This window comes from Lentilactobacillus kosonis (assembly GCF_003864335.1).
Taxonomy (GTDB): domain Bacteria; phylum Bacillota; class Bacilli; order Lactobacillales; family Lactobacillaceae; genus Lentilactobacillus; species Lentilactobacillus kosonis.
The window spans coordinates 53929-74725 of record NZ_BEXA01000002.1; the positions used below are offsets into that span (position 1 = coordinate 53929).

Here is a 20797-nt window from a genome sequence, read left to right on the forward strand (position 1 = left end):
GAGGATTCACACTATGATGAACGGTATGAACATGAACAAGATGATGAAACAAATGAAAAAGATGCAACAACAACTTGCTGACGAACAGGAAAATCTTAACCAACAAGAATTTGTTGGCCAAGCCCCAGATGAAATGGTAATTGCAACTTTTGATGGTAGTCGTAAGTTAAAGGATCTTCAAATTAAAAATGAAGCAATTGATCCCGAAGATCCAGAAATGCTCTCAGATTTAATAATCGCAGCAGTTAATGACGGTTTGGCAAAAGTTGAAAAAGAGACAGAACAAACAATGGGTAAGTACACTAAAGGTATTCCAGGACTTTAATAAAGAATCGAGTAAATAAACTATGCAATATCCTGAACCAATCGCTAAACTGATTGAGAGTTTTATGAAATTACCTGGTATTGGCGCTAAAACAGCGACTAGACTAGCGTTTTATGCCGTTGATATGAACAAACAGGACGTTATGGACTTCGCCTCGGCACTGAAATCAACAAAGGAAAATCTTAAGTATTGTTCAATTTGCGGTAATTTAACTGAAGAGGACCCTTGTGAGATTTGCCGAGATAAGTCGCGTGACCAAAGCACCATACTAGTGGTTGAACAACCTAAAGATGTGATGGTAATGGAACGAATCCAGCAATATCACGGCTTATACCATGTATTGAATGGTGTCTTGTCACCAATTGAGGGAATTGGTCCCGAAGATCTAAACGTTAGTTTGCTAATTAAACGACTACAAAAGAACGACGCAGTTAAGGAAGTTATTGTGGCTACGAATGCCACTCCTGAAGGTGAATCAACCGCGATGTACTTATCAAAGTTGATTAGTCCTTCTGGTATCAAAGTTACTCGATTAGCTCATGGTTTATCTATGGGAGCTGATATTGAGTATGCTGATGAGATGACTTTATTTAAAGCAGTTGAAGGTCGAACAGAGATTTGATTGGGAGTTGATCAAAATGTTTTTGGGCATAAGAAACGTAAGTTAAAAACTGATTATGATGGTGAGTTATTGGATTTAATCAATACTTTAAAAGAAAAGTGGGATTATGCTCAAAAACCCAAGATGCCATCGCAGATGCTGACAATGAGATTCGAGTTGAAACCGCATTAGCTAAGCAAAAATATTTTTATATTTATCATGAAGCACGACTGCGCAACGTTAAGAATGACCATATCCAGCCTTCAGTGATTAACGTTGATCACAGTTATGAACATTATGATTAACTATTAAGAGTAGTTGTGATATTTAAACATCAGACAACTACTCTTTTCTATTGAATAGACAAGTAAAATGTCATCAAGTACAATTACGTTAGATTAGTTTTGGGGGTATTTTAAGTTGACCGGAAAATTTATTACTTTTGAAGGGCCAGATGGCGCCGGTAAGACAACGGTTATGAACAACGTAGTATCACAGCTCGTTCCGTTACTAGGAGATCGATTACTAGTAACAAGGGAACCCGGTGGAAACAATATTTCCGAACAAATTAGAACGGTTATTTTAGATAAGAAAAATACTGATATGGATCCGCGAACTGAGGCTTTGCTATACTCAGCATCTAGAAGGCAACATTTAGTTAAAACTATTATTCCAGCACTAGAAGCGGGCAAATTAGTTCTTTGTGATCGATTCGTAGACAGTTCAGTTGCTTATCAAGGAGCTGGTCGTGAAATTGGCATGAACGAAGTTTATCAAATGAATCAGTTTGCAACGGAACATGTGTTACCATATAAAACCCTGTACTTTGATATTCCAGTCACTGTTGGCTTAGAGAGAATTGCCAAGTATCGTGATAAGGACGCTGTTGACCGATTGGATGTTGAAACGCAGGCTTTTCATGAACGGGTTCATAAGGGGTACTTAGAAATAGCTCGTAATAATCCGAATCGATTTATTATGATTGATGCACGCGGCCAATCGATGAAGTTGCTAGTAAAACTTTTAATATAATTAAACAGGAAACAGCAGAATTTTTTAAGGAGTGAGTAGCATGAAGTTAGTAATTGCGATTGTTCAAGATAAGGATGCTAATAAGTTAAGGTCAGTATTTGTAGCCAATGAAATTATTGCTACCAGATTTTCGACTTCTGGAAGCTTTTTGAGAGCTGGTAATACTACTTATCTTGTTGGAGTTGATGATGATAAAGTTAATAAAGTTCTCGAATTAATTAAGGAAACGTGTTCATCGCGAGAACAGTTTATGACACCACCAGTCAGCCTCGGTGGAGATACTTCAGAACATACTTTTCCAATTGAAGTTCAAGTTGGTGGCGCAACTGTAATGGTGCTTCCAATCGAGTCATTCCATCAGTTTTAATGAATAATTAGTGGGTGTAAACATTGGCAATTGATGTGTTAAAAATCGTAAATGAACGGCAACCACAGCTTTTGAGCAATTTATGAAAACAATTACTCAAAAAGAGCTTTCTCATGCGTATTTATTTACAGGTGAGGAGGGTGCTGGAGAATTTGAAGTCGCTTTGGGAATTGCAATGCGGCTTTTTTGTGAGAATGTTAAAAATGGTTATCCATGTGGTAAGTGCAATGAGTGCCAGCGAATTCTTAATTTTGATAATCCCGATGTGGTAATTGAAAATACTAATGATCGTAGTATTAAAGTTGATCAAATTCGTAGAATTAAGGATGAGTTTTCCAAGTCAGCAGTTGAGGGTAATAAAAAGGTGTTTATTATTTCAGGTGCTGATCGGTTAACTTCAGGGGCGGCGAACAGTTTATTAAAGTTTATTGAGGAGCCGATTGGTGAAATTGTTACTATTTTAATTACGGAAAACAAGAACTTAGTGTTACCGACAATTTTGTCGCGAACCCAGGTAATTGAATTTCCACACTTAAATCGTGAAGATATTTTAAAACAATTAACTTCGATAGGCGTGCCACCTAGTTCAGTTAACTTGATGTTAAGCTTGACAAATGACTTAACGGAAATTAAGTCTTGGCTAAAGGATAATTGGTTTGAAAATATTCAGGTAGCAATTGGTCAGTGGTTTAAGTATATTATTAAGGGAGACGCGATGGCGTTCCCATTTATTCAAACCCAGCTATTGGGAATTATTAACAATCGTGATGAGCAAAGGATTGTGTTAGCAATTATGGTTCAGATATTTAGGGAGCCACTAATGATTAAATTTGTGGGTAATAGTATCCAACGAGAATTTCCGCAACTTACTGACAGTATCGATACTGCTAAGGATCGATTATCAGCTAGCCAATTAACTGACAGTATTGAATTATTGTTGATGATGAACAATAGTTTTAATAGCAACATAAATTTTCAAAATATTTTAGAAGAAACTACGTTAAAATTACTTGATATTGCTAAGCGATAGTAAGGGATGGTATTTAATTGAATCCAAATGATCTTTATGAAAAACTAAGAGACCTAAACCAAAAGCTTAATGGAACAGCATTGGAATTTACCGAATTGCATGAAGAAATGATTCGGTTAATGGAGAAAAATGCTGAATTAGTTATTGAAAAGCCAAAATCTTCGTGAGCGATTAAAAACAATTAACCATAAAGATGGTGATTCAGATGACGGATTGTCCAGCTCACGTAAAAATTTAGAGAAACTGTATCACGAGGGCTTCCATGTATGTAATGATTATTACGGTAAACGTCGTGAAGATGGTGAAGAATGTATTTTCTGTACCGAAATCATTTATGGTCGCCGTTAATCAATGAAAGAGGTATCAAGATTGGAAACTCAAAAAAGTTTTGCAAGTAACCAAGAGTTTGGAACACTATACCTAGTGCCGACGCCAATTGGTAATCTTGACGACATGACCTTTAGAGCAATTAATATTCTAAAGGAAGTAGATTTAATTGCCGCTGAGGATACACGAAATACAGCTAAACTGTTGAATCACTTTGAGATTAATACGCGTCAGGAAAGTTTCCATGAGCATAATTCTCATAGTAAAATTCCAGAACTGGTCAATAAACTTAAGACAGGGATGACAATCGCACAGGTCTCAGATGCGGGAATGCCATCAATCAGTGATCCAGGTCATGATCTGGTTAACGCCTGTATTGAGCAGCATATTTCAGTTGTTCCACTACCCGGAGCGAATGCTGGAATTACTGCATTAATTGCTTCGGGAATCAATCCACAACCGTTTACTTTTTATGGTTTCCTACCCCGAAAGGGCAAAGAACAAAAAGATGCTTTAAAAGAATTAGCTCAAAAACCTGAGAGTTTGATTCTCTATGAAGCGCCTCATCGATTAAAAGAAACACTAAAAGTATTAGCAACCGCGTTTTCTGACGAACGTCAGGCAGTATTATGCCGAGAATTAACTAAGCGCCATGAAGAATTTATTCGAGGATCATTTTCACAGTTAGTTGAGTGGTCTCAAGAAACTGAAATTCGGGGTGAATTTGTAATAATCATTGATGGCAACGATCACCCATCGGTCGGTGTAATTGACAGTGAAAATGACGCGGTGGCTGGCTTATCTGTTAGAGAACAAGTCGACTATTTTGTTGAAGCTGGCTTAAAAGTTAACGATGCGATTAAAAAGGTCGCTAAGTTACACGATGTAAAGAAACAACTGATTTATCGTGAATATCATCAACTAGACTAGGAAGGCGAATCATGACCGCAAAAAAATTCTCAGAAACCCATACGATTCCGTACTATGAAGGCAATATTACGAACCATATGACATTAGCAATGTTGTTAAACGTTGTCATTTTAGTATCGGAACATCAAAATGACACCCTTAAACTTGACCACAAGCAATTAATTGATAATTATGGAATCGGTTGGGTAGTAACATCATATTCAATTAAAATTAATGAACTACCTAAAATTGATCAGACGATTAAATTAACAACCCGAGGCACTTCATACAATAAGTATTTTGCTTATCGAGAATTCTGGATTGAGGATGAATCCGGCCAGGAATTAGTAAAAATTGACAGTATTTGGGTTTTAATTGATGAAGCCACTAGAAAGGTCAGCCCAATTGACGCCGAGATAATTGCTCCGTATGAGTCTGAGAATATTAAGCGATTGCCGAGATTACCAAGGCCAGAAAAGCTTGGTGAAGACGTGGATGCCTCAAAGAAATATCAAGTGCGGACTAATGATATCGATTTTAATGGTCACGTAAATAATGCTCATTACTTAGATTGGATGGTTGATGTTCTTCCAATTGACTTCATTACCTCTCATCTTCCCGTTCAAGTTGATATTCGATTTGAAAGTGAAGTTACGTATGGTAATTGGGTAGAGAGTTCAGTAAACAACGTTACAATGGCTGATGGTAATGTTAAAACCATCCACAGAATAACTTCAGGAGATGAAGTTTCAGCAATTGCAACAATTATTTGGAGGAAGATTAAGTAATGAAAATTTTAGCAATTGACACCTCGAATAAACCGTTAACCGTTGCAGTTATAGACGATAATATGTTGTTAGCAACTGAAACAATTACCACTCATCAAAAACATGCCGAATTTTTGTTGCCAGTTATTGAAGATTTGGTCAGTAAAGCTTCATTAAAACCAACGGATATCGATAGAATCGTAGTTGCAACTGGACCGGGATCATATACGGGGGTTCGGATGGCTACGACGGTTGCAAAAACCTTGGCAATGACACTGAATATTGAATTGGTGGCAATATCAAGTTTGTTGACACTGGCTTTGACTGCTGGTAAGGTTACCGGGCTTATTAATCCCATATTTGATGCTAGAAATGATAATATGTATACAGGATTATATAAATGGGATGCTGACAACTTGGTTGAAGTGCTACCTGACCGTCATACAAATATTCACGAATGGCACGAACAACTCGCTCAGTTTAACGAATCAATCAGAGTGGTAACTAGTTCTGATACCTTTGATAAACCATTAATGGATATAGGTGCGAATGTTTCAGTTAATAATCACTTCGAGGCGGTACCTAGTGCAACGTTACTAGGTCGATATGGCGCTCACTTAGATCCAGTAACTGATGTTGATGCATTGGTACCTAGATATTTAAGACTAACCAAGGCCGAAGCAGATTGGCGTCAAGATCATCCTAATGAGGACGAGAGTAATTATGTGGAAAAAAATTAAAAGACTGGTATTCTGAACGATTCATTGACAAAGAAGGTTCGCTGAGACGGCGATATTTAGATATAAAAAATCATGATGTTGATATTAATGGAACGGAATTTTTTCTAGCTAAGGCAATGATTCCAGATATCCCAGAAATTCTAGGTATTGAACGAGCTGTCTATGGTGGTCAAACTCCTTGGGATGATCGAGCATTTAGAAGCGAATTAATGCGGAAAAATGATCGGTTGTACTTAGTGTTGCGCCGAAATGACTGGTTAGTTGCCTTTATTGGGTGTTCTTTAAATTTTAAAACTAAGGATTGCCACATAACCAACGTGGCAGTTGCTCCTAACTTTCAAAATCACGGTTTAGGATATTTTTTGGTAAATGCCATTGTTAAAAAGGCTCGCCAAATGGAATTTGAAAAGGTCACACTAGAAGTTAGAATGAGTAACACTCGTGCCCAACGTCTATATCGAAATATTGGGTTTGTTGATGATGGCATCAATAAGGGATATTACTTTAATGATCGGGAAGATGCCCTTAACATGAAAATGGATATTACAAAGCTTGGATGAAAGAGAGGTAACCATGGATAACAATTTAATTCTCGCATTTGAAACTAGCTGTGACGAGACTTCGGTTTCGGTTATAAAAAATGGTAGTGAGATTCTGTCAAATATCGTTGCGACTCAAATTAAGAGCCACCAACGGTTTGGTGGGGTGGTGCCAGAAGTTGCTAGTCGGCATCACATTGAACAAATCACTAGTTGTGTGGAAGATGCTCTTAATCGAGCTAATGTCACTTATGATGATTTAGATGCTGTGGCCGTAACTTATGGTCCTGGATTAGTAGGAGCACTTCTAATTGGAGTTACTGCGGCCAAAACGATTGCCTGGGCTCATGGATTGCCATTGGTTCCGGTTAACCATATTGCTGGTCATATCTATGGAGCGCGGTTAGTTAAACCAATTGAATTTCCAGCGATGGCTTTAGTGGTTTCTGGTGGTCATACTGAATTAGTTTATATGCCAGAAGAGAATAAATTCGAAATTATTGGTGAAACTAGGGATGATGCTGCCGGTGAGGCATATGATAAAATTGGTCGTGTACTATCCATTAACTATCCTGCTGGTAAAGAAGTTGATGAATTGGCTCATCAAGGTAAGGATACTTTTAAATTCCCACGAGCAATGGATGACGATACTAATTTTGATTTTAGTTTTAGCGGTTTGAAGAGTGCATTTATCAATACAGTTCATCACGCTGATCAAATTAATGAAACTCTGAATCGTGAGGACTTAGCTACTAGTTTCCAACAGGCAGTGGTTGATGTATTGTCTGACAAGACCAACCGGGCTTTAAGGGAATTTCCAGTGAAACAGTTGATTGTGGCTGGAGGAGTTGCCGCTAATAAGGGGCTTCGTGAAAGATTAACGGAAGAATTGACTAACTTTCCAAATACTGAATTAATGCTAGTTCCATTATCTCTATGCGGAGATAATGCGGCAATGATTGGTTCTGCTGGTGAGATGTTATATCGACATGGAGTTAGAGCAAATGCAACATTGAATGCTGATCCTTCATTGGAATTTGATTTGATTAATGATTAAAATAAAAGCCTCGTGAAATCAATTAGTTGATTTCACGAGGCTTTTATTTATGATAATTCTTCTAGTTCCATACTTTTTGGTTTCCCAAGTTTCTTCAGTTTCGATAATCTGGTCATTTATTTTGGCCAGCGCTGATTGCAAATCAGCAGATTTTTGAACATCGTTAAAGTTTTCTGGAAGGGTCATCTGAGTTTCAATTTCAGATTTTTGAGTATTTAAATCATCAACTCGTTCTTCCAGTGAAGCAACTTCACGGCTTAGTTTTCGAAGCTGCTTTTGAACTTTCCTTATTATTTTCATAATATTGTTTATCCGAACTAACATTTTGAGTTTGAACGTTGGCGATGGATTTTGATTGTTGTTCTTCACGTTCCTTATAAGCAAGTTGTTCGGCCTTTTTGTCAATATAATAGTCATAGTTTCCTAAGTAGATTTTACTTCCAGTTGCAGAAATTTCGACGGTGGCCGTAGCTAATTGATTGATAAAATAACGGTCATGGGAAACAAATAGAATGGTACCTTCAAAATCTTTGAGGGCTCGTTCTAAGACTTCTCGGCTGTCGATGTCTAAATGGTTAGTTGGTTCATCCAGAATTAGAAAATTATTGTGTTGCATAGCCAATTTGGTTAGAAGTAATCGAGCCTTTTCGCCACCGGATAGGTCAGCAACAGATTTGTCAACATCGTCGCCAGAGAATAAGAAACTACCTAAAATGCCCCGAATGTCACTTTCATTTACAGTAGGATGGTCATCCCACAGTTCATTTATTACCTTCTTATTTCGATGAAGGCTTTGCTGTTCTTGATCATAGTAACCAGTGTCAACACAGTTCCGTAACTGACTGATCCTCTGATAAACGGAATTTTACCTAAGATACTTTTAAGAAGGGTAGATTTACCAACCCCATTAGGGCCGACAATCGCAATCGCTTGGTGGCGTTTAACTTCTAAATTAACTGGTTCACTTAAAACGTGGTCATAACCAATGGCTGCATCTGTTACCTTAAGGACATTTTCGCCGCTCTTTTTATTCGGAGTGAATAAGAATTTGGCAACTTTAGTATAGTCAGTTGGCTTTTCAATGACGTCCATTTTTTCAAGTTGTTTTCGGCGAGCTTGCGCTTGTTTAGTGGTTGAAGCACGAACAATATTTTTATCAACGAATTCTTGTAACTTGGCGATTTTTGCCTGTTGTTTTTCATATTCGCGCATTCTAGTGGTCGTTCGGAGCTCTTTTTGTTTGATAAAATCAGTATAATTTCCCTGATAATGGGTAAGAGTTTTGTGAGCCATTTCGTAGACTTCGTTGACAATTTGATCAAGAAAATATCGATCATGAGAAATGATTAGTAAAGAGCCCGAATAATTCTTGATATATCCTTCTAGCCAAGTAATGGTGTCCACGTCAAGATGGTTCGTGGGTTCATCTAAGATTAACAGATCGGGTTTTTCTAAAAGTAGTTTTGCTAAGGCTAACTGAGTTTTTTGGCCGCCAGATAATTCATTGATTGGTCGATTGTAGTCAAGTTCGCCAAACCCAAATCCATGGAGGACACCACGAATTTCGGCTTCGTATACATAGCCTCCATTTTGTTCGAAATCAGCTCTTAAATTGTCGTAAGTTTTTGAGATATCCTCAAATTCTTCACTGTCCATTGTTGAACTATTTTGACTGATTTGAGCCTCTAAATTATGAATTTTTTTGTTCAGTTTCTTTTAATGAATTAAAAACGGATTCCATCTCATCATAAATGGTTTTATTGGAATCCAAACCAGTATCTTGGGCGAGATAACCGATTGTTAAATTTTTCTTTTCGGAAATTTGGCCCTCATCAGCAGCCATTTCTCCCATAATAATTTTGACTAACGTTGATTTTCCGGCACCGTTTTGACCTACAAGGGCAATACGGCTTTTTTCCTGAATATTTAAGTTGACTCCAGAAAAAATATTCTCGCCATTAAAACGTGCAATGTCTTGGACCTGCAAAATAATCATGTGGCATCCACCTTTCTAAGTAATAACATTCTACCACATATCAGTAATTTGGAAAAAACTGTGATTAATATTTGAAATTATTTTCACAAGCATACATAGTATGATAGAATAATTAGTGAAGAGAGTTTCACAAACTTTTAAATAATTAATAGATACGAGGAGGAACTATTCGTGACGGCTGAAAGCATTCCAAAGGCGACCGCTAAGCGATTACCAATATATTACCGTTATCTAAACATTCTCCATGATACAGGAAAAGAAAGAATTTCTTCTACGGAACTTGCTGAAGCCGTTCAGGTTGATTCAGCAACAATCCGTCGAGATTTTTCTTATTTTGGAGCTTTAGGTAAACGAGGTTACGGCTATGATGTTGATAGTCTACTTAGTTTTTTTAAACAAATTCTAAATCAAGAGCACTTAACCAATGTCGGCTTAGTGGGGGTTGGTAATTTAGGCCATGCCTTATTGAACTTTAACTTTCACAAGGATGGCAATGTCAGAATTTCCGCAGCTTTTGATTCTAATGATGATATCGTTAATACCATTCAAGATGGGGTTCCAGTTTATCCAGTTAGCGATCTGGATACTCAATTACAGGAACAGCAAATTCAAGTTATCATTCTAACCGTTCCTTCAGACTATGCTCAAGGTGTTGCTGATCAAGCAGTTGCTGGCGGGGTTCGTGGAATTCTTAACTTTACACCAATTAGAATTTCCGTTCCTGAAAGAGTGTTAGTTCAAAATGTTGACCTAACAAATGAATTACAAACTTTAATTTATTTTTATTGAAAATTTTGGTAATTAGTTTTTAAGCCCAAGTGATAAATCACTTGGGCTTTTTTATGTTTAGTGAAGTAAAATTTAAATTTTTGGGTGATGAGGGTTGCATTTTATAACGGATAATAATATTATTAATGTCAGTGATTAGCACTTCTAACAAACGAGTGCTAACATTGCTAAAAATAACTATTTATGGAGGGACTAACGTGTTAAAACCATTAGGAGATCGCGTTATCATCGAAACGCAAGAAGAAGAAGAAAAAACAGTTGGTGGAATTGTGTTAGCAAGTAACGCAAAAGAAAAGCCTCAAACTGGTAAGGTTGTTGCTGTTGGCTCTGGTCGAGTTTTGGACAACGGTAATACTGTTGCCCCAATCGTTAAGGCTGGCGACGAAGTAATGTTTGACAAGTACGCAGGTACTGAGGTTGAAGACGGCGACAACTCCTATTTAGTTTTACATGAAAAAGATATTGTTGCTATCGTTGAATAGTTCCGTAAAAAAATAAAAAAATATTTCATGAGGTGAATTTAAGAAATGGCAAAAGAAATTAAGTTCTCTGAAGATGCTAGAACAAAGATGCTTGCTGGTGTTGACAAGTTAGCAAATACTGTAAAGACAACAATTGGTCCTAAGGGACGTAATGTGGTTTTGGAACAAACTGCCGGTAACCCAACGATTACTAACGATGGTGTAACCATCGCTAAATCAATCGAATTACCAGATCATTTTGAAAATATGGGTGCTAAGTTGGTTTCTGAAGTTGCTTCAAAAACTAATGATATTGCTGGAGACGGAACTACTACTGCCACTGTTTTGACTCAAGCAATTGTGAACGAAGGAATGAAGAACGTTACTGCCGGTGCCAACCCAGTGGGAATTCGTCGCGGAATTGAAAAAGCCACGAAAGTTGCTGTTGAAGCTCTTCATGATATGTCACATGATGTTGAAACTAAAGATGATATTGCTCAAATCGCTTCAATCTCTTCAGCTGATGGTGAAGTTGGTAAATTAATTGCTGACGCCATGGAAAAGGTTGGTAACGACGGAGTTATTACCATCGAAGAATCTCGTGGTGTTGATACTAGTCTTGATGTTGTTGAAGGTATGCAATTCGATCGTGGTTACTTATCACAATACATGGTTACTGATAACGAAAAGATGGAAGCAGACTTAGATAATCCATATGTATTGGTAACTGACAAGAAAGTTACTAACATTCAAGATATTCTTCCATTGCTTCAATCAATCGTTGAACAAGGTCGTTCACTTCTTATCATCGCTGATGATATTGGTGGTGAAGCTCTTCCAACATTGGTCCTTAACAAAATGAGAGGAACATTTAATGTTGTTGCAGTTAAGGCTCCCGGTTTTGGTGATCGTCGTAAAGACCAACTTCAAGATATTGCTATTTTAACTGGTGCAACTGTGATTACTGATGATCTTGGCTTGAACCTTAAGGACACAACCATTGATCAATTAGGTCAAGCTGGTAAGATCAACGTAACTAAGGACTCAACTATGATTGTTGAGGGCTCAGGCGCTAAGGATCAAATCAACGCTCGAATTGATGAAATTAAGAACCAAATCGAAACTACTACTTCTGACTTTGACCGTGATAAGCTCAAAGAACGTCTTGCCAAGTTATCAGGTGGGGTAGCCGTTGTTCGTGTTGGTGCTGCAACTGAAACTGAACTAAAAGAACGTAAGTACCGAATTGAAGATGCGCTTAACGCTACTCGTGCTGCCGTTGAAGAAGGCTTCGTTCCTGGTGGTGGTACTGCACTAATCAACGTTATGGAAAGTATTAACAATGTTGAAGCAACCGGTGATGAAGCAACTGGTGTTAAGATTGTTCGTCGAGCATTAGAAGAACCAGTTCGTCAAATTGCTGAAAATGCCGGAATTGAAGGCTCAGTTATTGTTGAAAAGCTTAAGAACGAAAAACAAGGAATTGGTTACAATGCTGCAGAAGATAAGTTTGAAGATATGATTGCTGCCGGAATTGTTGACCCAACTAAAGTTACTCGTTCTGCACTTCAAAATGCGGCTTCCGTTTCAGCTTTGTTATTAACTACTGAAGCAGTTGTTGCTGATGAACCAAGTGATGATGCACCACAAGCACCAATGCCAACCCCTGGAATGGGAATGTAATTTAATAATTAAATTAAATTGAGGGCGCTCATATATTGGGCGTCCTTTTTGTGTTATTGTAGATGTCGGAGAAAGGTATAGGGCTTGTTTTTATAGCCAATATGGACTATTATTTGTTAGTTCATAATTAGTGCCATTATTAATTTTAAAGGAGTTAACTCATTATGTGGCGATATATAAAACGACTTCTAATTGGAAAGCCGTTAAAAACTGCCGATGAAGGTGGTCAATCGTTAACAAAATTCAAGGCTTTGGCCTTATTGTCATCTGATGCGTTATCATCAGTTGCATATGGTACTGAACAGATTACAGCGGTGTTAATTACACTATCTGCTGCGGCCATGATGTATCAAATCTGGGTTGCAGCATTGGTTTTAGTATTATTGGCTGCAATCACATTGTCATACCAACAAATTATTCATGCCTATCCATCTGGTGGGGGAGCATACGTTGTTGCTAGTACTAACTGGGGACAATCAGCTGGATTAGTAGCTGGAGGTTCGCTATTAGTTGACTATATGCTGACTGTAGCGGTTTCAACTACTTCAGCTACTGAAGCTATTACTTCGGCAATTCCGTCGTTGTATCAGCATCGAGTGTTAATCTCGTGCTTGATCGTAATTGGAATTATGTTATTGAATTTACGAGGAATGCGTGAATCGGCCTCGTTCTTAACGTTACCGGTTTACTTATTTATTTTAATGATTTTAGGAATGGTCATTTATGGAATTTTCCAAATTTCAACTGGCCATATTCAATACCATGCTGCTGCTAATATTGGTTCTCCAGTAGCAGGAATGTCCTTAATTTTATTCTTCAGAGCATTTTCAAGTGGGTCCTCGTCATTAACTGGGGTTGAAGCCATCAGTAATGCAGTACCTAACTTCAAGACACCTAAGAGTAAAAACGCTTCTGGAACCCTTGCAATTATGGCAACGATTTTAGCGGTATTCTTTGGTGGAATTACGTTCCTAAGTTTCTACATGGGAATTGCCCCTAATGAACACGTAACGGTTCTTTCGCAAATTGGTGAGGGTGTTTTAGGCCACGGATTGCTATACTACCTATTACAATTATCCACAGCGATGATTTTAGCGGTTGCTGCTAATACCGGTTTCTCAGCTTTTCCAATTTTGGCTTATAACTTAGCAAAGGATAAGTTTCTACCTCATGCTTATTTAGATAAGGGTGATCGATTAGGCTATTCTAACGGAATTATTTCGTTAGCATTGGGAGCCATTGTGTTAATTCAAATCTTCAATGGTAAGACTAACTCATTGATTCCGTTGTATGCGGTTGGGGTGTTCGTACCATTTACGTTATCGCAATCTGGAATGATTATTCATTGGATGCGGAATCGTGGTAAAGCTTGGCCAATGAAGATGGTGATTAACTTTATTGGGGCATTCATCTCATTGGCGTTAGTTGTCTTCTTATTCTTACTAAGATTTGAAAATGTTTGGCCATACCTAATTGTTATGCCACTAGTGTTGCGATTGTTTTATAAAATCAATGCCCACTATAAGAAAGTTGCTAAGCAACTGCGGGTATCTGATGATGAAACTGAATTAACTCCAGTCCATCACTTTGACGGTTCTACTGTAATCGTGTTGGTCGGTGGGGTGACTAAAGTTACCGCTAGAGCAGTCAGTTATGCTCAATCAATTGGTGATTATGTAATTGCCATGCATGTATCTTTTGATGCTGATCCTGAAAAAGAACATCAGATTTCTGAAGAATTTAAAAAAGAATTTCCCGATGTTCGGTTTGTTGATATCCATTCTTCATATAGATCAATTACGCAACCAGCTCTTCGATTCTGTGATGTTATTGCTAAGCGAGCTGCTGATCGCAATTACTCTACGACTGTATTGGTTCCACAATTTGTACCACATCATCGATGGGAACATATTCTGCACAATCAAACTAGTCTCAGATTAAGAGCGATTCTGAATTCACGACAAAACATTATCGTTTCAACTTATAATTACCATTTGCGTGAGTAATTGGACTGTGTAATTAAGAAAAGTTAAAACGTATTCTTGGGCCTTGTAAGAGGCTAAAGAATACGTTTTTTTGTTGACCACAGATAAAAATGAGTAATAAAAAACCGTTAACTTTTAGCTAACGGTTTTAAATGTTTAAATTATAATCCCATCATATGAGCAAAGGTAGGTACAACCAAGTCAACGACGATAGAGATGACAACTACTGAAATGGCAGCCATAGCGCCAGGTACTGAACCAATCTGGATAGCTTTAGCTGAACCAACGGTATGTCCGGCAGTTCCAAGACCAAGTCCCATTCCAATAGGTTCTTTAAGCCGGAAGATCTTGATTAACCATGAAGCTAATGCGTAGATCAATACGGCGTTTAGGATACATGCCATTGCGGTAATTGCAGGAGTTCCACCAATAGCGCCAGAAATAGGCATTGCAATCGCAGTTGTTGCAGCTTGTGGTAGGAGTGAAGCGATTCCGTTATTATCAAGCCCCATAACTTTGGCTACTCCGTAGATTAGGAATAGTGAGATTAATAGTCCAACAATTAATGATAGCAAGATTTCTAGCCAGAAACGTTTAACAACATCATTTCGTTTGTACAAAGGTACAGCGAAGGCGATTGTTGCTGGATTTAAGAACCAGAAAATGATATCTCCACCAGGTTTATAAGCGTTGGTGTAGAACCATGTTACGTCAACGCCGAATGCTTTAGCCATTAACCATAAGGCAAAAATACCTAATACCATTCCAACAAATAATGGTTGGAAAATAAATAAACCGTGACTAATTTTGAATAACCATTGACCTAGTAAAAACACGGCCAATGATAAACAAATCCCAAATATTGGGGTTCCAAGATACGTAAGAATTGTTGTTTGCATTATAAGCTCACCCTTTCATTGGTTAGTATTTTATTCTTCAACGTTTGCGTCTCTATGGAATACTCTCTTACGTAACATGATGAAGAATGATGTGGTGTAAGCAACAACAACAAGTAAGATAACAGTTGAAATAATAATTGCAATAATCAATTGTAATCCTTGGGCCTTCATAATATCTAATGAAGCGGTTAATTGGATACCTGAGGGAACAAACAAGAATGCAATCATACTAATCATAAAGTCGGCGAATTTTTCAACCCACTCAATTTTAACGATGTGTAAAACTAGTAGTAAATATAATAGAACTAATCCAATAACTGGAGTTGGAACTGGGAAACCTGCTGGAAACAATGGTGAAATTAAACTAGAAACAAATAAAACTGCAGCAAAGATTCCCATTTGAATTAAAATAGGGGCTTCTTTGGTTTCTACTTGTGCAGTATTTTGTTTATCAGCCATAACAAAAACTCCTTTCATCTATAAAGTAACGAAGTTGAACTAAACCGTACGTCTTACAACGTATAGTATAGATGTATTTGTGAAATAACACAATACAAAACGCTTTCAGATGTTTGTGAAAGTGAAAACTTGAGCAAAGCTAAATACGGATCTGCCAAAATCTAATTTCAATTGTTACGTAAGCTTAAAGAGCCTTGTATTTATTAGTTGTGATTTGTATAATTTACTTAATACTGGATTGTGAGGTTTCATAATTGAGACTTGAAATAATTGTCACATTGTTAGGTACTATGATTATCTCTGCGGTGTTAACGCCGTTTGTACGACAATTAGCTTTTAAAATTGGAGCGGTTGATAAACCTAACGCTAGACGAGTAAATAAGATTCCAATGCCCACCATTGGTGGGTTTGCGATTTTTCTATCGTATACATTTGCTACGATGGTTTTATTACGAAATCAGATGCCCACAAAAGAATTGTGGGGGATATTTGGTGGCGAAGTAATCATCATTTTAACAGGGTTGATTGATGATATCTTCGAACTTAAACCTCGGCAAAAAATGATTGGGATATCTGCAGCTGCTTTGTGGGTATACTTTTTCGCTGGTGTGCGGATGACAACTGTTACTTTGCCATTTATCACGATTCATCTGGGATGGATGTCATTACCAATTACATGGTTATGGATTGCAGCAATTACCAATGCTGTTAATTTAATCGATGGTTTAGATGGATTGGCCACGGGTGTGGGAATTATTGGGTTATCAACTATGGGAATTACTGGGATGTTCTTCCTTAACATCGGCAATATTTTTGTATCAATTATGATTTTTACATTAGTTGCTGCTTGCATTGGTTTCTTACCATATAATTTCTTTCCAGCAAGGATTTATTTAGGTGATACTGGAGCGCTGTTCATTGGATTTATGATTTCAGTATTCTCATTATTTGGTTTGAAAAATGCGACGTTTATTACCGTGTTGATTCCAGTTATGATTTTAGGAGTACCGATAACAGATACCGTATTTGCAATCTTTAGAAGACTTCTGAATCGTGAACCCATTTCACACGCAGATAAGCGTCATCTACATCATCGGTTAATGCAAATGGGTTTGACCCATCGCCAAACTGTATTGGTGATTTATGGAATTGCGTTAATCTTTTCGTTTATCTCACTGTTGTACCCAATCTCAACTTTATGGGGTTCGGTCCTACTTACGATTGCTTCGCTAGTAGGCTTAGAACTATTTGTTGAGACTATAGGTTTGATGGGTGAATCACGGCAGCCGTTGTTAAATGGGATTAAAAAACTTGTTAAAGATACAACAAGTAAAAGTAATCATTAACATAAAAGCTAAAAATAACCTCCAATTATCTTGTCTTAAGGTAATCGGAGGTTATTTATGTTTAAAAGTTTATTTTTCAAAATCAACTTCAAAAATCTCAGTGTCACCAATTGAACTTTTAAATTGGTTGGCTAATAGATTAGTGATATCTTCAAGAAATTTGTCGACTTCCTGTTCACTAACAGCCACGGCGATAGTGACTTTATCGGTGTAAGAAGTATCTTTGATTTGATAATTATTTTCTAGTAAATAATAATTTAATTTGTCAAGTAGTGGGTATTCAACAGTTAATGAAATGATTTTCTTGTTTATTAACTGAACGAGGCCAATTTCATCAATGGCAGTTGAAACGGAATTACTGTAGGCCCTGATCAATCCACCAGCTCCTAGCTTTATGCCCCCAAAATAACGTGTAACCACTGCCAATACATTTTTGACGTTATTTTTTTCAAGACTTCTAGAATTGGAACGCCGGCTGTACCAGAAGGTTCACCATTATCGCTTTCCCGTTGAATTTCGTTACTTTTACCAAGGACGTAGGCATAGCAATTATGGTTGGCCTTTGAATTGTTGGCACTGATTTGAGCGATTAGTTGCTTTGCCTCAGATTCATCTTCAATTTGTCTTAAATTACAAATAAATCGAGACTTCTTGATTTCTAGTTCATGAGTCTTATTAGCTTTAATAGTGAGTAAAGGATTTTCTACCAAAATAAATTCGCTCCATTTTTACGTACTTAATCATTGAGGTGATTATCTATTATTCATAGTATATCAGAACTATTTGGTCGCCAAATAAATACGCGGTGTATATCGCCGGAAATTCTTAAATCCGCATTGATAATTTTTCGCAAATCAATAATTCGCGAACGTCGGCGAATAGTATGCAATCGTTGTGGATCAACTTTGCGCTGCCCGTTAGCAAGCTTACCTAATGACCACCTTTATTGTTATTGTTGTATACAACTTGGTAGATTAGATACATTATCAAAACTCGCAACTGTACGAGAGCCAAATCAATTTAAAATAATTGACTGTCCCTTAGCATGGTCGGGGAAATTAACTGCTGATCAACAAAGTTGCTCTGACAAGATTACATATGTAATCAACAACAACACTACTCATTTGTTGTGGGCGGTTACTGGAGCCGGCAAAACGGAAATGCTATTTGAAGGCATTGCTCAAGCGCTTGTGTCTGGAAAAAGGATTGCGATTGCATCACCTAGAATTGATGTAATTAATGAATTATTTCCAAGACTCCAAGCGGCGTTTCCTAAGATTGATATTTGTTTACTTCATGGACAAATCAAATCTGGTTATCGGTACTGCCAATTAACTATTTGCACTACCCACCAGTTAATGAAATTTTATCAGGCATTTGATGTCTTAATCATCGATGAGGTGGATGTTTTTCCATATGCTGGAAATATGATGCTTCACTATGCAGCCAGTAAAGCAGTTAAAAGTACTGCCAGTCAGCTCTACTTAACTGCTACGCCAGATGACTTTTTAATAAAACAGATAAAATCTAATAAAATTAGTGTCAGTTATCTGCCGAGAAGATATCATGGATTTCCATTGCCGGAAATCACTAATGTAAAGATTAGAAGCTTAAGAAACAAGATTGAAAGTGGTAAATTTCCTAAATCAATTCTTGAAAAGATTGCTAACATAATTTCTCATCAATCATTATTAGTTTTTGTGCCTCAGATTGCTGATCTAGCAAAAATTGCTCAAGTTATAAATGCGTCTAAACGAGGCTGGCAATTCACAACTGTCTTTTCTGCTGATCCTGAAAGAATTGAAAAGGTGCAATTAATGCGGGATGGCAAGCTTGATTTCTTGATTACCACAACGATTTTAGAGCGCGGAGTTACTTTCAAAAATCTAAGTGTCATGGTACTAAGTGCCGACAATGATATCTTTAGTACTGCTTCATTAGTCCAAATTGCTGGAAGAGTTGGTAGAAACGCCAATTTTCCGACAGGTGAAGTGCTATTCTATATTGAAAATATAACACCTAAAATTAGGGCTGCTCATAATCAAATTAAGAAGATGAACGTGATGTCAAATGAGAATTAATAATTGTCTTCTTTGCGATGGGATGTTACCGCCAATTTTTGAGTTAACTGATATTTTTTCGTTTAAGAAAATTACCGATAAATTTGTTTGCCCGACATGTTGGAGGCAATTTACTTATTTGTCAAACCAGCCAACATGTAATTATTGTGGCCGCTTAATGGCTACTAGAACAGTTTGCACAGATTGTCAAAAATGGATCATTCGGCAAGATAATTTCATAAATACGGCAATTTTTGCGTACGACAATTCAATGCAGCTATTTATGAAACAATATAAATTTAATGGTGATTATCGTTTAAGGTTAATATTTTCGGCGTTTATGCAGGCGTTTATTAACCAGCGTTATAAAGTAGAAAATTTGGTGATAGTACCTGTACCAGTGACGGAAACAACACTGCTTCAACGAGGATTTAATCAAGTTTGTGGACTATTAAGTGAGGTCAAATATATGGATTGTCTGACTATGAAAGCAATCTCGAAGGTTCCACAATCTATGAAAACGCGACAGGATCGATTATTGACACCACAGCCATTTGAATTAAGACCAAATCTGTATAAAAATTTAACTGGTAAAAATATTTTAATTGTTGATGATATTTATACTACTGGAGTGACAATAAGGCATGCAGCTAAGGCGTTAAGCATAGTACAACCATCAAAGATAATGGGATTAACGCTGGCAAGATGATAGCGTTTTAGTCCTTATTATTGTTAATTTTCAAACTTTAATCTATACTTAACTTGTAGCCAATGATTAAACTCATTTAAAACATATCATTGGACCATTAAACTGTTGATGGCGAAGGGAGAGAGTGTTATGTTAATTTTTAACATTCGAGGAGAAAATATTGAAGTAACTCAAGCAATTCGTGAATATGTTGAAAAACGAATTAGCAAGTTAGAAAAGTACTTTGACGGTGATGTAAACAACACCGCTCATGTGAACTTAAAAGTATATCCAAACAAGCAGGCTAAAGTAGAAGTAACCATTCCTTTACCATACTTGACTCTACGTGCAGAAGAGATGTCCAATGATCTTTACGCAAGTATCGACTTAGTAACTGACAAATTGGAACGTCAAATTAGAAAATACAAAACTAAGGTTAACCGTAAGTCTCGTGAAAAAGGATTTAAGAACCTAGAATTTGCATCTTCAGATGTTACTACTGATGATGACGTTGATGTTGATTCTAAACTTGAAGTTGTTAGAAATAAACGAGTATCACTAAAACCAATGGATAATGAAGAAGCCATTCTGCAAATGGATATGTTAGGTCACGATTTCTTTATCTATGAAGATGCAGAAACGTCAGAAATTGATATTGTATATCGTCGTAATGATGGTCGTTACGGTTTGATTGAAACTGGTGACTAAATAATAATTTTTTACTATAATAAAGAGCT

Annotated in this window: 22 protein-coding genes and 3 pseudogenes; 21 read left to right on the plus strand and 4 right to left on the minus strand. The window is 37.1% G+C overall.

The window, feature by feature from the left end; translation table 11 throughout:
* The first annotated feature begins 13 nt into the window (after positions 1-13).
* From NBRC111893_RS03160 to tsaD, 13 genes and pseudogenes are all read left to right on the plus strand, one after another.
* Positions 14-325, plus strand: a complete 312-nt coding sequence (locus NBRC111893_RS03160; RefSeq protein WP_125007963.1) for a YbaB/EbfC family nucleoid-associated protein — start codon at positions 14-16, stop codon at positions 323-325.
* 22 nt (positions 326-347) lie between these two features.
* On the plus strand, positions 348-947 hold the full coding sequence (gene recR, locus NBRC111893_RS03165; RefSeq protein WP_125007964.1) for a recombination mediator RecR: 600 nt from the start codon (positions 348-350) through the stop codon (positions 945-947).
* A gap of 69 nt (positions 948-1016) precedes the next feature.
* Positions 1017-1231 (plus strand): annotated as a pseudogene (locus NBRC111893_RS03170) (YaaL family protein).
* 115 nt (positions 1232-1346) lie between these two features.
* Positions 1347-1958, plus strand: a complete 612-nt coding sequence (tmk, locus tag NBRC111893_RS03175) for a dTMP kinase (protein WP_125007965.1) — start codon at positions 1347-1349, stop codon at positions 1956-1958.
* A gap of 40 nt (positions 1959-1998) precedes the next feature.
* Positions 1999-2325 carry a cyclic di-AMP receptor DarA gene (gene darA / locus NBRC111893_RS03180; protein ID WP_125007966.1) on the plus strand — a complete coding sequence of 109 codons (327 nt, stop codon included), beginning with the start codon at positions 1999-2001 and terminating at the stop codon, positions 2323-2325.
* Between the two features lie 82 nt (positions 2326-2407).
* On the plus strand, positions 2408-3355 hold the full coding sequence (locus NBRC111893_RS03185) for a DNA polymerase III delta subunit-related protein (RefSeq protein ID WP_125007967.1): 948 nt from the start codon (positions 2408-2410) through the stop codon (positions 3353-3355).
* A gap of 17 nt (positions 3356-3372) precedes the next feature.
* Positions 3373-3522: a hypothetical protein gene (locus NBRC111893_RS11075; RefSeq protein ID WP_225417525.1), complete on the plus strand. Its 150-nt coding sequence runs from the start codon at positions 3373-3375 to the stop codon at positions 3520-3522.
* On the plus strand, positions 3500-3703 hold the full coding sequence (locus NBRC111893_RS03190) for an initiation control protein YabA (RefSeq protein ID WP_225417526.1): 204 nt from the start codon (positions 3500-3502) through the stop codon (positions 3701-3703). The genes NBRC111893_RS11075 and NBRC111893_RS03190 overlap by 23 nt, the downstream gene beginning before the upstream one ends.
* Positions 3704-3724: 21 nt before the next feature.
* Positions 3725-4612 carry a 16S rRNA (cytidine(1402)-2'-O)-methyltransferase gene (gene rsmI / locus NBRC111893_RS03195; RefSeq protein ID WP_125007968.1) on the plus strand — a complete coding sequence of 296 codons (888 nt, stop codon included), beginning with the start codon at positions 3725-3727 and terminating at the stop codon, positions 4610-4612.
* 11 nt (positions 4613-4623) lie between these two features.
* Complete coding sequence (locus NBRC111893_RS03200) at positions 4624-5379, plus strand: acyl-[acyl-carrier-protein] thioesterase (protein ID WP_191984814.1); 756 nt, start codon at positions 4624-4626, stop codon at positions 5377-5379.
* Positions 5379-6098 carry a tRNA (adenosine(37)-N6)-threonylcarbamoyltransferase complex dimerization subunit type 1 TsaB gene (gene tsaB / locus NBRC111893_RS03205; RefSeq protein WP_125007969.1) on the plus strand — a complete coding sequence of 240 codons (720 nt, stop codon included), beginning with the start codon at positions 5379-5381 and terminating at the stop codon, positions 6096-6098. The genes NBRC111893_RS03200 and tsaB overlap by 1 nt, the downstream gene beginning before the upstream one ends.
* Before the next feature lie 23 nt (positions 6099-6121).
* Complete coding sequence (gene rimI / locus NBRC111893_RS03210; protein ID WP_125007970.1) at positions 6122-6658, plus strand: ribosomal protein S18-alanine N-acetyltransferase; 537 nt, start codon at positions 6122-6124, stop codon at positions 6656-6658.
* A 13-nt stretch (positions 6659-6671) separates the two neighbouring features.
* Positions 6672-7694 carry a tRNA (adenosine(37)-N6)-threonylcarbamoyltransferase complex transferase subunit TsaD gene (gene tsaD, locus NBRC111893_RS03215; RefSeq protein WP_125007971.1) on the plus strand — a complete coding sequence of 341 codons (1023 nt, stop codon included), beginning with the start codon at positions 6672-6674 and terminating at the stop codon, positions 7692-7694.
* Positions 7695-7712: 18 nt separating this feature from the next.
* Here tsaD and NBRC111893_RS11080 read toward each other — a convergent pair.
* Positions 7713-9690 (minus strand): annotated as a pseudogene (locus tag NBRC111893_RS11080) (ABC-F family ATP-binding cassette domain-containing protein).
* Between the two features lie 171 nt (positions 9691-9861).
* Between NBRC111893_RS11080 and NBRC111893_RS03225 the strand changes: the two are divergent.
* From NBRC111893_RS03225 to kimA, 4 genes are all read left to right on the plus strand, one after another.
* Complete coding sequence (locus NBRC111893_RS03225; RefSeq protein ID WP_125007972.1) at positions 9862-10479, plus strand: redox-sensing transcriptional repressor Rex; 618 nt, start codon at positions 9862-9864, stop codon at positions 10477-10479.
* Positions 10480-10676: 197 nt separating this feature from the next.
* The gene (gene groES / locus NBRC111893_RS03230) at positions 10677-10961 is read left to right on the plus strand and encodes a co-chaperone GroES (RefSeq protein WP_191984815.1); all 285 of its coding nucleotides are present in this window, start codon (positions 10677-10679) and stop codon (positions 10959-10961) included.
* A 45-nt stretch (positions 10962-11006) separates the two neighbouring features.
* Complete coding sequence (gene groL, locus NBRC111893_RS03235; protein WP_125007974.1) at positions 11007-12623, plus strand: chaperonin GroEL; 1617 nt, start codon at positions 11007-11009, stop codon at positions 12621-12623.
* Between the two features lie 164 nt (positions 12624-12787).
* A complete protein-coding gene (gene kimA, locus NBRC111893_RS03240) occupies positions 12788-14629 on the plus strand; it encodes a potassium transporter KimA (protein ID WP_125007975.1) in 1842 nt (613 codons plus the stop codon).
* Positions 14630-14769: 140 nt separating this feature from the next.
* Here kimA and lrgB read toward each other — a convergent pair whose 3' ends face one another.
* Together lrgB and NBRC111893_RS03250 are read right to left on the minus strand one after the other, a co-directional pair.
* Positions 14770-15507 (minus strand): antiholin-like protein LrgB, encoded by a 738-nt coding sequence (gene lrgB / locus NBRC111893_RS03245; RefSeq protein ID WP_125007976.1) that lies wholly within the window; start codon positions 15505-15507, stop codon positions 14770-14772.
* A 30-nt stretch (positions 15508-15537) separates the two neighbouring features.
* Complete coding sequence (locus NBRC111893_RS03250) at positions 15538-15966, minus strand: CidA/LrgA family protein (RefSeq protein WP_125007977.1); 429 nt, start codon at positions 15964-15966, stop codon at positions 15538-15540.
* Positions 15967-16220: 254 nt separating this feature from the next.
* Between NBRC111893_RS03250 and NBRC111893_RS03255 the strand changes: the two genes are divergently transcribed.
* Entirely contained in the window at positions 16221-17312 is a 1092-nt protein-coding gene (locus NBRC111893_RS03255; protein WP_125007978.1) for a glycosyltransferase family 4 protein, read from the plus strand.
* Positions 17313-17381: 69 nt separating this feature from the next.
* On the opposite strand, the pseudogene NBRC111893_RS12260 reads toward NBRC111893_RS03255, so the two are convergent.
* Positions 17382-18022: pseudogene (locus NBRC111893_RS12260) on the minus strand (YigZ family protein).
* Positions 18023-18121: 99 nt separating this feature from the next.
* On the opposite strand from NBRC111893_RS12260, the gene NBRC111893_RS03265 reads away from it, so the two are divergent.
* From NBRC111893_RS03265 to hpf, 3 genes are all read left to right on the plus strand, one after another.
* A complete protein-coding gene (locus tag NBRC111893_RS03265) occupies positions 18122-19393 on the plus strand; it encodes an ATP-dependent helicase ComFA (protein ID WP_501184172.1) in 1272 nt (423 codons plus the stop codon).
* Between the two features lie 157 nt (positions 19394-19550).
* Positions 19551-20081, plus strand: coding sequence for a ComF family protein (locus NBRC111893_RS03270; RefSeq protein WP_160114445.1), 531 nt, complete (start codon positions 19551-19553; stop codon positions 20079-20081).
* A gap of 129 nt (positions 20082-20210) precedes the next feature.
* Positions 20211-20768, plus strand: a complete 558-nt coding sequence (hpf, locus tag NBRC111893_RS03275) for a ribosome hibernation-promoting factor, HPF/YfiA family (protein ID WP_125007981.1) — start codon at positions 20211-20213, stop codon at positions 20766-20768.
* Positions 20769-20797 lie beyond the last annotated feature (29 nt).

What these genes read in the sequence shown, in the direction of transcription:
- NBRC111893_RS03160 (WP_125007963.1), top strand. Translation starts at nt 14, where the DNA reads ATGATGAACGGTATGAACATGAACAAGATGATGAAACAAATGAAAAAG.
- recR (WP_125007964.1), top strand. Translation starts at nt 348, where the DNA reads ATGCAATATCCTGAACCAATCGCTAAACTGATTGAGAGTTTTATGAAA.
- darA (WP_125007966.1), top strand. Translation starts at nt 1,999, where the DNA reads ATGAAGTTAGTAATTGCGATTGTTCAAGATAAGGATGCTAATAAGTTA.
- NBRC111893_RS03185 (WP_125007967.1), top strand. Translation starts at nt 2,408, where the DNA reads ATGAAAACAATTACTCAAAAAGAGCTTTCTCATGCGTATTTATTTACA.
- NBRC111893_RS03200 (WP_191984814.1), top strand. Translation starts at nt 4,624, where the DNA reads ATGACCGCAAAAAAATTCTCAGAAACCCATACGATTCCGTACTATGAA.
- tsaB (WP_125007969.1), top strand. Translation starts at nt 5,379, where the DNA reads ATGAAAATTTTAGCAATTGACACCTCGAATAAACCGTTAACCGTTGCA.
- tsaD (WP_125007971.1), top strand. Translation starts at nt 6,672, where the DNA reads ATGGATAACAATTTAATTCTCGCATTTGAAACTAGCTGTGACGAGACT.
- groL (WP_125007974.1), top strand. Translation starts at nt 11,007, where the DNA reads ATGGCAAAAGAAATTAAGTTCTCTGAAGATGCTAGAACAAAGATGCTT.
- kimA (WP_125007975.1), top strand. Translation starts at nt 12,788, where the DNA reads ATGTGGCGATATATAAAACGACTTCTAATTGGAAAGCCGTTAAAAACT.
- lrgB (WP_125007976.1), bottom strand. Translation starts at nt 15,507, where the DNA reads ATGCAAACAACAATTCTTACGTATCTTGGAACCCCAATATTTGGGATT.
- NBRC111893_RS03250 (WP_125007977.1), bottom strand. Translation starts at nt 15,966, where the DNA reads ATGGCTGATAAACAAAATACTGCACAAGTAGAAACCAAAGAAGCCCCT.
- NBRC111893_RS03270 (WP_160114445.1), top strand. Translation starts at nt 19,551, where the DNA reads ATGGCTACTAGAACAGTTTGCACAGATTGTCAAAAATGGATCATTCGG.
- hpf (WP_125007981.1), top strand. Translation starts at nt 20,211, where the DNA reads ATGTTAATTTTTAACATTCGAGGAGAAAATATTGAAGTAACTCAAGCA.